A 14303-nucleotide genomic window follows, 5' to 3' on the forward strand; every position below is an offset into this window, starting at 1 on the left:
CGATCACACCGTTGGTCAACATTTATTTTCCGAAAGTTTTCGGTGCTAGTGAGCACGACACGGCAGGTTCACCTGCGAAAACCAGAGATCGCGGACCCACCTGGCCGATTCGGAGTCAGAGGGCCAGCAAAAGTTTCGAAACTTTCGGAGCCGGCTGGGGTCCGCTGTCCACGCTCAGGGCTCCGCGGCCTCCCGTGCTCTTCTCAGCTCTTCTCTGTGACCTTCTCGGTGGCCTTCTCGGCTTCTCGGCGGTTCCGCGACGCCCGCAGACCGCGCCAGCCGATGACGCCGATGATCGTGCCCAGCACGAACGACGTCACCGCGAGCAGGAGGTGTACCACGAAGAACGAGGTCACAGAGCCGTCGGAGTTCCAGGAGTTGTCGCTGTTCCACAGATTGCGGGCGAACGAGATCCAGATGACCCAGGACCACACCCCGAACGCAGTGAGAAACAGTGACGTACCGCGAGACATCCGCATGTCCCGCAGTATCCCCCTGCCGGGTCCCGCTAGCCTGCACGGGTGCGCAGCACCACGTCGATCCGAACTCTGTTCGCCGTATTCGTGACAGCCCTGCTCGCGGGCACGTCGGTCCTGCTGGCCGCCCCGCCGGCCGAGGCGGCCACCGACATTCCGCCGGCCCAAGCGGTCACCGACACCGCCGACGAGTCCTGTCCCAACCGAACCCTGCCTCCCCCACCGGTGGACTCGTCCGAGGAACCACCACCGGGTGAGGAGTCGCCCTCTCCTCTACCCGTGCCCGAGACACCGGCAGGTGGCGAACGCATGGCCGAATGCGGGATCGTCCGGCCCGCGAACAGCCCCGCACCGCCCGAGGACATCACCGCCGCGGCCTGGCTGGTGCAGGACCTCGACACGGGGGAAGTCCTCGCGGCGAAGAACCCGCACGGACGCTACCGGCCCGCGTCGCTGATCAAGACGCTGCTCGCACTGGTGGTCCTGGAGAAACTGCCGCCCGACCACGTCGTGGTCGCCACCGAGGAGGACGCCAATCAGGAGTGCACGTGCGTGGGCCTCGTCGAGGGCGGCGAGTACACCGTCGACCAACTCGTACACACGCTGCTCATGCACTCGGGCAACGACGTCGCCCACGCCCTGGCCACCGCCCTGGGCGGCATGGACGCGGCCGTGGAGAAGATGAACGCGCTCGCCGAGTGGCTGGGAGCGGCCGACACCCGCGCCGCCACCCCATCGGGACTCGACGGCCCGGGCATGATGACCTCGGCGTACGACATGAGCCTGGTGTTCCGCTACGCCATGCAGCAGCCCGCGTACGCCGAAGCCGTGGGCACCAAGCACATCAACTTCCCCGGTGGCCCCGGCGAACCGGACTTCCCCGTCTACAACGACAACCGGCTGTGGGCGTCGTACGAGGGCTTCCTCGGCGGCAAGACCGGTTTCACCGACGACGCCCGCCACACCTACGCCGGCGCCGCGGAACGCGACGGCAAGCGAGTCGCGGTGGTGCTGCTGCGGGCCGAACAACAGCCCATCCGCGTCTCCGAACAAGCCGAACGGCTCCTGGACTACGGTTTCACCCTCGCCGCCGAGGGCAGCGAACCGGTGGGCACCGTGACCACCGCGCCGCCGATCTCCTCGGTCGACGACGGCGAGGAGAGCACCGACGTGACCGATGTCGCCGCCACCTCCCCGAGCGACCCGTTCGGCACCACCGGCTGGATCGTCACCCTGATCGTCACGGTCATCGTGATCACGGGTCTGCTGGTGGCACACCGCAAGGGCTTGCTGCGCCGCCCGGACTGAGGCGTTCAGTTCTTCGCGGGCAACGTCTCCCTCGCGCCGCTCCACAACAGCAACGCCACCGCCGACACTGCCGCGGTCAGACCGAACGCCGCCGAGTACGACCACTGCTCGGCCACGGCCCCCGCGACGAGCGGCCCCGTCACGGCACCGACGTCGGCCGCCATCTGGAACCCGGCCAGCACCGACCCGCCCCGGGCCTTGGAGCCGAGCACGTCGGCGACCGTGGCGTTCTGCGCGGGGTTCAACGCACCCGCTCCCAGACCGGTGACCACCACCGCCCCGAGGAACACCCAAAGGTCACTCGTCAGCCCCATTCCCGCCGCGCCGACCGTCAGCAACGCCAGCCCCACCAGGGCTGGCGGCTTCCGGCCCCGCTTGTCGCTGACCCTGCCGACATACAACAAGGCCGCGGCGTTCATCGCGGCGAACACGGCGAGCGCGATTCCGGTGAACGCCTCGTCCTGATCCAACACGGCGGTCACGAACAGCGGCAACAACGACATACGCACGCCGAGGACCACCCAACCGTTGGCCAAATTCGACGCGAGCGCCGCACGATACGACGGGTGGCGCAACGCCTGTGTGAACGTCATCGCCGGCTCGGAGTCCTCCGCGGGCCGCGACACCAGCTCCGAATGCCGCAGCTGCCACCACACGAGCAGAGTGGTCAGCATCAGCGCGCCACCGTAGACGAGGAACGGGGCGCGCAGCGACACCGTCACCAGCCCACTGCCCACCACCGGGCCCGCGATGCCGCCCAACAGGAAACTGGAACCCCACAGACTCGAAGCACGGCCCCGCAGTTCCGGCGGCGAGATCCGGATCAGCAACCCGATGGCCGACACCGTGAACATCGTGGAACCCACGCCGCTGGCGGCCCGGAACAACAACAGCTGCCAATAGTCCGTCGCCACCGCACACAGAAGCGTGCCGACAGCCACGATGGACACGCCCCACAGGTAGATGGGCCGCTCCCCGAACCGGGTCACCAGTCGCCCACTCATCGGAGCGAACAACAGGCGCACGAACGCGAAAGCACTGACCACCACCGACGCCGCCGTCACACCGACGTCGAAACTGGTGGCGAAGTTCGGCAACGCCGGTGCGACGATGCCGTAGCCGATCGCGATGAGGAAACTGGCGGCGAGAAGAACCCAGATCTCGCGGGGAAGCGCCGCATCACGCGGCGTTGAGGTCGTTTCGCTCACACTCACCCTTTCGATCCGAGGGCGAGCATAGGTCAACCGAGGGTCACGAACGCCGCTTCGAAAGCCAACCCAACAGTGCTCCGGCACTGAACGCACCCGCTGCCAGGCCCGGACCACCACGACGCACTTCCACCGTTGTCTTGATCACAGTGGGCGCGGGTGGTTCCACGGTACGCGGAACGCTCTCCTGGCCGGTGGCCGCCCAAGCGGCGACGAACAGCAGGAACCGGGCCACGAGATTGGCGAACACGAGCAGACCGATCACGGAGCCGAACAACGCGCCGCTGGGCGAACTCAACACGCTGGACAGGTAGATACCACCGACCTGCTTGAGGATCTCGAAACCGACGGCGACCAGCACGGCTCCGCGCACGGCACTGCGGACCGGCACCTTCTCCCGGGGCAGCTGAGACAACACCCACAGAAACACCAACACGTTGGCCACCAGGGCCAGTGCGATGGTGCCGAGCCGCAGCAGGAACCTCGCCCACGCCGCGTCGTCCAGCCCCACGAGCCCGAGCAGGAACTCACCCACCCCGCTGCCGACGGCGGTGAGCCCGAACGACACCACCAGCGCCACGCCCAGCCCGGCGAGCGCACCCAAGTCCTTGAGCTTGGTGGACAAGAAAGGCAGCTTCCGCTTCTCCTGCCCCCACTGCACGGTGAGGGCATCACGCAGATTGCCCATCCAGCCGAGACCGGAGTACAGGGCGAGCAACAGACCGAGTATTCCGGCGCCGGCCCGGGACTCGAGTGCCGCCTGCACGATGGAGGCGAAAAGACCGCCCAGTCCCTCCGGGGCGGAGTTGACGATACCCTCGCGCAACTGCCGCATCGCCGCGTCATTGCCCGCCAGCACGAACCCGGCCACGGAGAAACCCACCATCAACAGCGGGATCAACGACAGCACGGAGAAGTACGTGATAGCGGCGGCGTAGTGGTTGCCGTACCGCTCGGTGAACGCCTCGTTAGCTTTGACCACGTGGTCCAGCCACGGGTGCTTCCTACGCAGCCGGGGCAGCAGTTTGTCCTGGCCCTTGCCCTCGTCCTTGTCCTGGTCCCCGTCCTTGCCCAGGCCCTTGCCTCTGCTCAGGTCCCTGTCCTGGCCCGCCTTCACCTCGCCCACGCAAGGACGCTAACCACCCCCGATGCCCCCCGCAACGCGACACCAACTGTGCAGTCGTGTCCGCAGACTGTGCAGTCGTGTCCGCGTTCCACGCCGCGGACACGACAACGACCCCCCCTCTAGACCACAACAACCAAACCTGCGAACACAACGACACAACCTGCGGACACGACGACGCAGACTGCGGACACGCCGACGTTCGGGCTACAGGCGGGCGCCTACGTGCAGCGCGATCCCGTCGTGGGCGCCGACGTCGGCCCGGAACCGGCCGTCGGCGTCGATCGTGTAGGTGGGCCCGGTGCAGTCACCGTCGACGACATCACCGTGCAACACGTCGCAGTAGGTGCCCTCGGAGAGCCCGGTTTGGAAGGAGCGGTCGGTCACCGACGCGGATTCGTCGTTGAGCACCACGTAGCCCTTGTCGCCACGGCCGAAGGCGATGGTGTCGTTGCCGTTGTCCCACCAGTGCGTTACCGGTTCGTCTCGTACTTCGTTGTGGAAGCCGACCATATTGCGGATCGGTTGCCAGTCGTGTTCGCACTGCCACTCCGCCGAGGCGCAGTCGGCGTCGGTGGTGTTTCCGGCCGCATCGCTCGGTGGGCCGGCGTCGTAGTCGTCGAAGGTGAAGCTGCTGTTCACCTTGGGCGTGCCCACCGGCCAGGCCAGCATGAACGCGTTGGCCAGGGAGTACCGGGAGCCGTCGTTGTAGGTCAGTGTCTCGCCGCCGCGCTGGCTGTCGTGGTTGTCGATGAACACCACGATCTGTTCGGAAGGCACGGCGGTTCCGAAGTCGCGCAGGTACGCGAGCTTCTCGGAGTTGAAGATGCGGGCGATGTCATTGGCGTACCGCCCGTCGTACACGTCCCCGTTGTCGAGGTACTCGTCCGGGGTGATCGGTTCGCCTTCTCCGTAGAGCGTCTCCTGGTAGATGTAGGCGGGGGAGTCGAGGCGGTCCAGTATGGCGCCGACGTCTTCGGCGGGCATGTGTTTGACCGCGTCGACGCGGAATCCGTCCACTCCGAGGTCGAGCAGGTCGTTTAAGTAGGAGCCGATGCGGTCTCGCACGGTCTCGGATTCGGTGGCGAGGTCGGCGAGGTTGACGAGTTCACAGTTCTGCACTTCGTAGCGGTCGTGGTAGTCGACGATGTTGTCGTCGCCGTTGCGGCCGCAGTGGTGGAAGTCGTCGTAGTCGTAGCCCGCTTCCGGGTACTCGTAGTGACAGTATTCCGATCCCGCGCTGCCCGTGCCGCATTGTTCTTGGCCGCTCATGTGGTTGACGACCACGTCGGCGTACACCTTCACCCCGGCGTCATGGCAGGCGTTGACCATGTTCTCGAACTCGGCTCGCGAGCCGCGTCGGCTTTCCAGTTCGTAGGAGACCGGCTGGTAGTCCTGCCACCACGGGTAACCGTCGTCGCCGAGGACGACGTGTTCGGATGGTGGGGACACTTGGACCGCGCCGTAACCGTTGGGGCCCAGTTGGTCTTGGCAGGCGCGGGCGATGCTGTTCCAGTTCCATTGGAAGAGCGTGGCGATGACGTCGTGTTCGCCGGGTGGCGCCGCATCTGCCGGTGGCGTGGTCTGGGCCGGCAGGGTGAGTAGCGCGGACACCAGCAGGACCGTGGCGAGGACACGTTGGAACATCGTCGAACCTCCGTGTTTCGAGTGGTGTGACGGCCACTGGGAGTCCATACAGGAGAGCCGAAGCGGACAGAACTGTCAAGAATCTTGCAGAAAATTGCAGAAACCCTACTTGCACTGGGTTCTGACCTGCGTAAACACGGAACGTTCTTGCAAAGCAGAAGCGGGCTTCACCGCTGGAGCCTGTCCGACTCGGTGACTCACCGCCGGATAAGACGGATCAAGGCACCGCTCACGTCGAAGCGGTGATCGTCGATCCTCACGCCGACTTCCGACACGGACAGCGGGGTCGAACGGAAAGCGAGCGCGGCGACTCCCGCGAAACGGCGACGGAAACGACGGAACTTCGCGCTTTCGGGAGTCGGTTCAGTCAGTGGAACCGAAGATCTCGGCCGATGACATCTCGGCGGATTTCGTGGCAGGAGGTGTTGTGTGCGGGTTCAGTCGCCCACGCGCGAAGCGACCGCGACACCGGTTTCGGCGTCGGCGACAGCGGTGGCGGACTCGGAGTCCGCAGTGGACACAGCGGCCTGCATGCGGGTCTTCCTGCGCTGGCGGATCACGCCGGCGGCCATGCCGAGCACGCCCAGCACGACGGCGATGAGGCCCACCGGCCCCAGCAGTCCGAACGTCATCGCGTTGGGCTCGACCTGCATGGCCGATGCAGTGCCTGCCCCTGTCAGCAATGTGGCAACAGTCATGGACGCCACCACCGCAGAGCCGCGGAACATACGCGCGGCCGGGCGATTCGACGCCCTGTCCGGGTTGCGCACCGGGGTGCCTCCCACCTGTCCATTCGACTGTTCGGCGCAGGTGCTCACCCCACAGGGTGAGCATCACCAAGTGGACGTTACCGAGCGTGTCAAACTCGAAGCCCACAGGCGCGGGTGAGACTAGCGTTCCGCCAACTGGCCCACGACACCGGGGTCGATCACGGAGAGACAACAACCTCGCATCGCCTGACGAAACCGGATAACGGCAGAAACGGCAAGTCGGACTTCTCCCGGGAAGGGAGATCGCCTGCAATGAAACGTCCGCCCCAATTGGCCGCTCTCGCGTCCGGCCTTGCCCTCCTCGCCGCCTGTTCCTCCAGTGATGGACCGGTCGTGCTGGCCGAGGGCGTGTACCACTCCATGGAGCTCGGGAAGCCCGCCGCCATCGGACCGGTGGACGACCCGCAGAACTTGGAAGGAGTGGTGTTCACCGTCGACATCGACACTCCACTGGACTCGGGCACTCTCGTCCTGACATCACCACAAGTCCCGCACTCCGACTGGAAGTAGACGCCCCGACCCGACCATCGGTCGCCCGGTTCAAGCGCTAGCCGAGGACGGTGAACCGCACGGACTCGGCGAGCACACGAGCCGCTGTGTCGAGGTCGGCCATGCGCGAAGCCAGAGTAGCGGCCGCCAGACAGGAAGGCAGCGCGGCGCTGAACTTCAGCCCGGCGAGCGCCTGTTCGTCGACCTCCGGCAGGCACAGCCGCTGCGCGGCGTCGGCTGTGGCGGTCCGCCACAGCCGCGGGGTGAGATCGGGCCGCAGTCGCACCGACACGTCGTCGAAGCGTCCGTCGACCACTTGTGGCAGAGAGGCGGCGAGTGTGGCGTTGGCCTTGCGGCCCGCCCAGGTCCACCAACGCACGTCCGTCTCCGCGTGTCCATCACGGGTCACCATCAGTCCGTCCGGGGAAACGGTCGAGCTCCACTTCTCACGCACCGCCGTCAGCGTTCGGACGGCGCGCTGGGTGAGTTTCACCGAGGGGGTGGCGCCGAGCAGCACGTCCCGGGCCGCACGGGCGAGAGCCGCACTGCGGCCCGCTGCACCGGGCGTGTGCCAACGTGCCTTTCCTTTCAGGTCGGTTTCCTCCACGAAGCAGCGGCGGCGTTTCCAGTCAATCCAGGTCACCTTCCAGCTTCGACCACCCAGCAGCAGTACCCGAGGACCTTCCACCCGCTCTGTCAGCAGGGCCGGGTCGGCGAGTCCGATCTCCTGCCGTCCGGCCAACACGGTGAACTGTGGCGGCGCGGTGAACACGGCCGTCATGTCCGAAAAGTTCCGGTGCCCGAAGCGGCGTTCGGCCTCGGGCCCGATGAACAACAACTCCCCGTCCTGGTCCAGGTATCCCTGTTCGACCAGGTAACGGACGATAGGTTCCGCGCTGTGGTCGAATGGTGCGAAGCCGTTCCACGCTTCGGTCCACAGTCGGCCGCCCACCGCATGTTCCTGCAGACACAACGCCAGCATCTGTTGGGCCACGATGTGTCTTGGTTCCGGTGGCGCCTCGACGGGTTCCACGTAGCCACGGCCCCACAGTTCCAACAGCGCCGCTGTCCACAGCAGCGATTCTTGGCTGAGCGCGAGGAACAGACAGTTGCGTGTGCTGCCCGCGCGTCGTCCGGTGCGGCCGAGGCGCTGCAGGAACGACGCCACCGTGGCGGGTGCGTCGAGTTGGATGACGCGGTCGAGGTCGCCGACATCGATGCCGAGTTCCAAGGTGGATGTGGACACGATGACGCAGTCGCGGGCTTCGGCGAAGGCCGCCTCGGCACGGCGGCGTTCGTCCACCGACAGCGAGGCATGTGACAGGAAGGTGGTGACGCCGCGCATGCGTAACGCGGCGCCGAGCTGTTCGACGAGCCGGCGTGAATCGCAGAAGACGAGCCGTTTCTCACCTCGGTGCAATGCGGAGATCACCGTGGCCGCGTTGTCGATGGAGCCGACGTAGTCGACCTCGATGTCTCCCTGCGGCGTGGTGCTCGGGGCTTCCACGCCGGGTGCGACAACGGTGGCGGGTCGGCGTCCCCGTTCTGAGCCCTGCAACCAGTCCAGTAGCTGTTCGGGGTTGCCGACCGTGGCGGACAGGCCGATGCGCTGGATGGGTCGTTGCGCGAGCACGGTGAGCCGTTCGAGTACGGCCAGCAGGTGCCAGCCGCGGTCGTCGCCGGCGAATGCGTGCACCTCGTCCACGACGATCGCACGTAGGTCACCGAACAACCGCTTGTGTTCGACGTTGGTGCTGACCAGCATGGCCTCCACCGACTCCGGTGTGGTCAGCAGCACGTCCGGTGGGTCACAGAGGATGCGTCGCCGCGCCGTCGCCGTGACGTCGCCGTGCCAGAGTTCCACCCGACGTCCCAGCCAGGCGGCGTAATCCCGTAGGCGGGGCAGGAGGTTGTTGAGCAACGCCTTCAACGGACAGACGTACAACACCGACAGCCCGGTCCAGCCTTGTTGCTCCATCGCGGAGAGCACGGGGAAACAAGCGGCTTCGGTCTTGCCGCCCGCAGTGGGGGCGAGCAGCAATGCGTCGTGTCCGTCCAGTACGGGAGCAACGGCTTGCTGTTGCAAGGGCCGCAGGGACCGCCAGCCCAGGGTGTTGACCAGGTGGTGCACCACCGCGGGATGCAGGTGGTCGAGGGCCTGGCTCACGGCAGCTCCAGGTCGATGTCGTCGGCGCTTGCGACGGCGTTGCGTTCGACCTCGGTGAGTTCGGTGTCGGAGACCGTGATCGGGTAGTCCCGGCGTGGGTCGAAGTCGGCGAAGTCGTCCACCCGGTCGAGCACGTCGGCGACGAGTTTGCGGAGGAACAGTCTGGGCGCCACACCGACTTTCCCGCCGAGTTCGCCGGTGAGCGCCTCCGCCAGGGTGGTGATGTAGGCATCGTCGACCACTTCGCGCACACGCTCGGGGTTGCGGGCCACGCCCGCGTAGAGCTCGCGCACGGTTCGGCCGAGTTCACCGAGCCGGTCGAGGTTGAAGCCGGGCAGTCGGAGCTGCACCGCCCGGGGCGAGTCGAAGCGGGGATCGGTGGAGAAGTCGGTGGCGAGGCGTTGCGCCAGCGGTGGGAGTCGCTGCACGCCCTGTTGTCCGTCGAAGAACGCGGGCGTGCCGGTGAGCACGAGGAATAGTCCGGGGAACCGGCCTGCGTCGATTTCGTCGATGAGTTGGCGTAGCGCGTTGAGGCCCTTCTCGCGCACGTCGCCACGGACTCGTTGCAGCGTTTCGGTTTCGTCGAGGACGAGCAGCAGTCCGGGATGCCCGCAGTCGCGTAGCACGGTGAGCAGGCCCTGCAAAAATCCAAGCGCTCCGAAGTGGTCGAGGTCCCCACGTACTCCGGCGGTCCGGCGGGCGGAGGCCGCCACGGACTTCTGTCCCCCGAGCCAGGCGATGAGGGCCTCGGCGGTGGCGGCGTCACCGTCGGCGAGGGCTTGCCGGTACCCGCGCAGGGCCGCGGCGAACGCGGGCGTCGTGCGTGCCACGTCGGCGAGTCGCTGTTCGGCGAGTGTGTCGACTGCGGCGGTGAATGCCGTCTCGTCGTCCTCTGAGACCTCTCCGGCGTCCAGTACGTGCTCTTCGAGGGTGTAGAGCCAGGAGTCGACGACGGCGCGTAGGGCGCTGGGTTGGTGGGTGGCGGTGGTGATTCGTTCGGTGAGCCGCCGGTAGACCGTCTCCAGCCGGTGCAGTGGAGTTTCGGTCTCGGAGATCTGGATCTCGGAGGTCGCCAGTCCTCGGCGTTTGGCTCTTTCGGCGAGCCAGCGCGCGAAGAACGTCTTGCCCGAGCCGTACTCGCCGCGCACGGCGTGGAAGGCCGCGCCTCCTCGGGCGACGGTGTCAAGATCGTCGTCCATGGCGGTGGCGAATCGGTCGAGGCCCACCGCGAGCAGGTCCAGGCCGGTTTGGGGCACGGTGCCTCGACGCAAAGCGTTGATCACATCACGCCTGCGCGCCTGGCTCACAGCGCCGGTCACCCCACCACCTCCAGAAGAGTTACCAACTTCAGTCACGCGTGACTCCGAACTGCAGACACAGGGTGTCCACGTCGAGGGTCAGCCATCGGCCGCCGTCCACGGACAGCACCGGGTAGCCGTCGACGTTGAGCAGTCGTTGCAGGGTCGTGGCGAAGAACTCCGGTCTGCGAGCACGGCCCGCGATGCCCGCCACGGTGTTCAGCGGCAGCCGGTTACCGGAATCGACGAGTGCGTCGATGACCGCGGCGACCACCTTCTTGTCGGGCGCTTTGGGGATGAAGACCCGCTGTCCTGCATACACTTCCCCTGCCACAACACGTTGCCCCAGCGACGGCCGCTCCGCCGAATCGTCCATGGTGAACAGCGGCATCTCGTCGGATCGTTCCTTGGCCGCCCGGCGATTGGCTTTCGGCTTTCGTTCGGCCGGAGCCGGAGGCGTCGGCTGTTCGGCACGTTGATGCCACCACGCCGGTGCCACGCGGTCACCGAGCAGCTCCCAACCCGAGGGCAGGATTTTCGGTGAGGGCAGTAGCACCAGCACCGGCACCGCCATCTCCGCTAGTGCCGCACCGCCGTGGTAGCCGGCTTTGCGGGAGGTGTAGCGGATGTCCTCGCGCCACGGGACGACCACACTGCCTCCCCCGAGCAGCACGCGCGGCCCGCTCAACGCGATCTCGCCTTCTGCGGGCTCACCGACACGCCAACGGGCCGATTCGACGCCGTCCGCGGACATCGGAGCGCCGTCTGCCCGGTCGAGCACGTGGCCGTGGTCGGAGACGAGTATGACGGGGCGGCCGTAGTTGCGGGCGGCGTCCAACAATTCGGGCAGGTAGGTGATGTCGCTGGGGTCCCAGCCGGTGCGGTCGCCTTCCCGGCCGTGGTCGAGTGCGGCGTCGATGGTGTTCAGCACCACCGCGACCACGACCGATTCGTCGGCCATCGCCTCCAGCAAGCGGTCGGACAGCCGATGCCCGGCATCACCACCGATATCGGCTTTGTGGAACAGTTGCCCGGAACGTCGACCGCTGCTGCGCCTTTTCCAGTACGTGGCGAAGCCGTCCTTTTCCGCTGTCTGCTCGCCGTGGGCGAGGGTGCCTGTGAGCAGGCTGGGGCGGCTGGCCCGGGTGACCGAGGGGATGGCCGACACCGCGGCGATCCGGTCCTTCTCCGGTGCCGCTTCCCACCACGTGCGCTCGGTGAGTTGTTCGGCGAGTTCGACGGCGACGGCCCCGCTCATGCCGTCCAGGACGACGATCACCGGTGCTTTCTGCCGTGCCAGAGGCATCGCTATCCGGTCGAGCACCTGCTCGATGAGCAGACATCCACCGGGGTCGTCGATGCTGGCGTGTCTGGCCCAACTCGCCAGATGTTTCGCGAACGCTTCGTCCAGGGTGGCGCGCCGATCACGCACTGCGCGGCACACCACCTGATAAGCCCGGCCCAACACCGGGTCGCCGTTGGGATCGCCCGCCCACAGTGTGGTCAGCGCGCGGTCCACCCAGGCCCACTCGGTGTTGTGTTGTCGGATCGCGTCGGCGACGGAAGCGGGTTCGGGCACCGGGAGCGCGAGCCAGCGGGCCAGCCGCACGGCCATGTCCACCGCTCGCATCCGGTCGCTCTCCAACCTGGCGAGGTGGTGTGCGCGTAGTGCGCCGAGTGCGTCCTCGGCCGCGCTCAACTCTCCGGCTCCGTCGAGAGCGGCGGTGAGCGCGGTGGCGAAATCGTGCAGCCGTGCGGTGAACGCCGAGGGCAGGAACTGGTTGCTTGTCAGGTCGGCAGTAAGGCCCGCCTGGGCGGCCAGTTCTTCGGCCCTGTGTGTCACCGCGAGTACTTTCTCCCGCGCGATGTTGTTGTGTCGGCTTCCGGATTCGGCTTGGCTGACCCAACGTTCCAGCGCTCCCTCCACCGCTTCGGTGAAGGCGACGAGCTGTTCCGGCCGCACGCCGCCCAGCAGCCCGCCGAAGGCCAGGGCCGCCGCGGGGGACGCGTTCGCCCCGACGGCGGCGGTGCCGACCAGTCCGAGTGGCATGGCGTCGGTCGCGCGTCTCTCGGCGGCCAGGCGCAGCAGTAGCCCGGCGGCGTCGCCGACGGTGCGGGCGAGCCAATCGGTCAGTCCCTCCCGTTCGGCTTCGGGCAGGGCGGCGAACCGGGCGGTGCCCGCCGTGTCGAGGGAGAAGTCGAGCAACGTGCCGATGTCCACGGCGTCCTCGCCGAGCGCGGCGTGTCCGAGCCGCACACCGATCAGGGATTGGATGGCTCGGTCTCGGGTCAGCACCGAATCGGTGCGAGGCCAGCCTTCGGTGGGTTCGGCGTCGAGCAGGGCGTCGACGAGCCAGGGTTCTTGGCGGATGCGGGGATCGATGTCTCTGGCCCCGAACCGCTGGGCGATGATCTGCGCCCGGTCGACCGAGAGCACCCGCCCCCGCACGGCGTAGGCGAGCAGGTCCCAGCCGAATTGCTCGTCGGCCACGCTGGTGGTGACGACCAGCAGCGCGTCGGTGTCGGTGCCGTGTTCCCGTTGGTGGTCCTGCCAGGCTTCCAGAACTCCGAGCAACGAGTGTTGGTCGGCGACGTGGACACGGCAGCGGTGTTCTTTCGTCGTGACGCCGAACTCCCGGTCGCCGCCGTCGGCGTAGCGGCCGTGGACAAGCAGCAGCCGCCGCCCTTTCGTTTGGGGCAGCCAGTGTTCGACCAGCGCTTCCAGCATGCGCCGGTCAACTTCGGGTGCGGCGTTCATTCCGCGTTGTCCTCTCCCCCGACCGTCCGCCACAGGATTTCGATCTCTGCCCCGGGGTGTTCGCGGGCGTAGTCGCGGATCTCGTCGCGCACGCTGTCGAGCAGCGCTGCGAGTTCGCGTTCTGCGGTGCTGGCCCGCACTCGGCGCGGCGCGCGGTGGGTTGGTGTGGCCGGCGGTTCGGGGTCGTGTCGGCTGATGCCGGGCTGGCCGGTGTCGGTGAGGCTCACTGCGTCGGCTCCGGTGGCTCGCTCATCCGACGTGTCCTGGGGACTGGTGTGTGTGGAGGCCGGGGGCTCGGGGGTGGCCACGGTGGCCAGTCGTGCCGCCTCGCTGACGAGGGACACGGCTTTGGGTCCGAGTTTGTCGAGCACGGGCGCGAGCGAGACGGTGAACTCGTCTTGGATGGCTGCGTGTGTCACCTCGTCGAGCAGCACATCGGCGCGGTTGCCGATGAGGTCTGCCCTGCCCGCGAAGCCCTGCACGGACGACACCAGCGACCATTCGACGTCACGTAGCACGTCGAGCAGCCGAGGTGCGGCCGACATGGTGGCGGCGAGCACGGTGTCTTCGGTGTCGTAGGTGGCTTTCGCGAGCCGGTTCACCAGGTCGGTGTCCTCTCCGGCGGCGGACAGTCGGGCGAGCAGGTCGGCCGCGTCGCGGGTGGCGACCACTCTCGGTGCGTCGGGCCGGCCGGTGAGGCCGAGTGTGTCGGCGTGCCGTTCCAACATCCGCCGCACGCCGTTGACCGGTGTCTCCAGTTCTGCGACCTTGGCGCGCACACCTTCGGCGAGCCGGTTGACGTTGCGGGCGAACAAGGTGTCGGGCACGACGATCCCGAACAGTGCGGCGGCCCGGTCTCGCGCGGTGGCGAATTCGGCGGCGTCGGGCAGTTGCTGGGCCCGCAGGGCATGGCCCGGCCCGATCTTGTCGAGTTCGGGTGGTTGCCGCAGCACGCTGCCGTGCAGGGTCCAGGTGCGGTCGGCCAGCATCGCGTAGGTGGCGATGATGAGGTTGACCACGGGTTTGTCGAGCCCGGTGTAGCCGAGGTCGGCGATCCAC

The 14303-nt window shown here is 67.4% G+C and carries 10 protein-coding genes and 1 pseudogene; 2 read left to right on the plus strand and 9 right to left on the minus strand.

The features are described from left to right. Positions 1 to 203 precede the first annotated feature (203 nt). Complete coding sequence (locus M7H19_RS01200) at positions 204 to 479, minus strand: SCO4848 family membrane protein (RefSeq protein ID WP_298175963.1); 276 nt, start codon at positions 477 to 479, stop codon at positions 204 to 206. 42 nt (positions 480 to 521) lie between these two features. Here M7H19_RS01200 and M7H19_RS01205 point away from each other — a divergent pair, with 42 nt between their 5' ends. Then, positions 522 to 1784: a D-alanyl-D-alanine carboxypeptidase family protein gene (locus M7H19_RS01205; protein WP_298175965.1), complete on the plus strand. Its 1263-nt coding sequence runs from the start codon at positions 522 to 524 to the stop codon at positions 1782 to 1784. Between the two features lie 5 nt (positions 1785 to 1789). Here the strand turns inward: M7H19_RS01205 and M7H19_RS01210 are convergent, their stop codons facing one another. From M7H19_RS01210 to M7H19_RS01225, 4 genes are all read right to left on the minus strand, one after another. Continuing rightward, complete coding sequence (locus tag M7H19_RS01210; RefSeq protein WP_298175967.1) at positions 1790 to 2992, minus strand: MFS transporter; 1203 nt, start codon at positions 2990 to 2992, stop codon at positions 1790 to 1792. 43 nt (positions 2993 to 3035) lie between these two features. After that, positions 3036 to 4067: an inner membrane protein YhjD gene (gene yhjD / locus M7H19_RS01215; RefSeq protein WP_298175977.1), complete on the minus strand. Its 1032-nt coding sequence runs from the start codon at positions 4065 to 4067 to the stop codon at positions 3036 to 3038. 255 nt (positions 4068 to 4322) lie between these two features. After that, positions 4323 to 5762, minus strand: a complete 1440-nt coding sequence (locus tag M7H19_RS01220; RefSeq protein WP_298175969.1) for an alpha-amylase family protein — start codon at positions 5760 to 5762, stop codon at positions 4323 to 4325. Positions 5763 to 6199: 437 nt separating this feature from the next. Further along, the gene (locus M7H19_RS01225) at positions 6200 to 6460 is read right to left on the minus strand and encodes a hypothetical protein (RefSeq protein WP_363321325.1); all 261 of its coding nucleotides are present in this window, start codon (positions 6458 to 6460) and stop codon (positions 6200 to 6202) included. A gap of 324 nt (positions 6461 to 6784) precedes the next feature. Here M7H19_RS01225 and M7H19_RS01230 point away from each other — a divergent pair, with 324 nt between their 5' ends. Next, complete coding sequence (locus tag M7H19_RS01230; protein WP_298175970.1) at positions 6785 to 7042, plus strand: hypothetical protein; 258 nt, start codon at positions 6785 to 6787, stop codon at positions 7040 to 7042. Positions 7043 to 7079: 37 nt separating this feature from the next. On the opposite strand, the gene M7H19_RS01235 is transcribed toward M7H19_RS01230, so the two are convergent. The 4 genes and pseudogenes from M7H19_RS01235 to M7H19_RS01250 all read right to left on the minus strand — a co-directional run. After that, positions 7080 to 9188, minus strand: coding sequence for a DEAD/DEAH box helicase (locus tag M7H19_RS01235; RefSeq protein ID WP_298175972.1), 2109 nt, complete (start codon positions 9186 to 9188; stop codon positions 7080 to 7082). Next, the gene (gene brxD, locus M7H19_RS01240; protein ID WP_298175974.1) at positions 9185 to 10507 is read right to left on the minus strand and encodes a BREX system ATP-binding protein BrxD; all 1323 of its coding nucleotides are present in this window, start codon (positions 10505 to 10507) and stop codon (positions 9185 to 9187) included. The genes M7H19_RS01235 and brxD overlap by 4 nt, the downstream gene beginning before the upstream one ends. Before the next feature lie 28 nt (positions 10508 to 10535). Beyond that, positions 10536 to 13244: a BREX-2 system phosphatase PglZ gene (gene pglZ / locus M7H19_RS01245; protein ID WP_298175976.1), complete on the minus strand. Its 2709-nt coding sequence runs from the start codon at positions 13242 to 13244 to the stop codon at positions 10536 to 10538. Then, positions 13241 to 14303, minus strand: a pseudogene (locus M7H19_RS01250) (PglY protein); the annotation flags it as partial. The gene pglZ and the pseudogene M7H19_RS01250, both read right to left, overlap by 4 nt.

This window comes from Saccharomonospora sp. (assembly GCF_027317685.1).
GTDB lineage: Bacteria > Actinomycetota > Actinomycetes > Mycobacteriales > Pseudonocardiaceae > Saccharomonospora.

Bases quoted from the DNA above. Each gene is read 5' to 3' on its own strand.
- M7H19_RS01200 (WP_298175963.1), bottom strand. From the start codon at position 479: ATGCGGATGTCTCGCGGTACGTCACTGTTTCTCACTGCGTTCGGGGTG.
- M7H19_RS01220 (WP_298175969.1), bottom strand. From the start codon at position 5,762: ATGTTCCAACGTGTCCTCGCCACGGTCCTGCTGGTGTCCGCGCTACTC.
- M7H19_RS01225 (WP_363321325.1), bottom strand. From the start codon at position 6,460: ATGACTGTTGCCACATTGCTGACAGGGGCAGGCACTGCATCGGCCATG.
- M7H19_RS01230 (WP_298175970.1), top strand. From the start codon at position 6,785: ATGAAACGTCCGCCCCAATTGGCCGCTCTCGCGTCCGGCCTTGCCCTC.
- pglZ (WP_298175976.1), bottom strand. From the start codon at position 13,244: ATGAACGCCGCACCCGAAGTTGACCGGCGCATGCTGGAAGCGCTGGTC.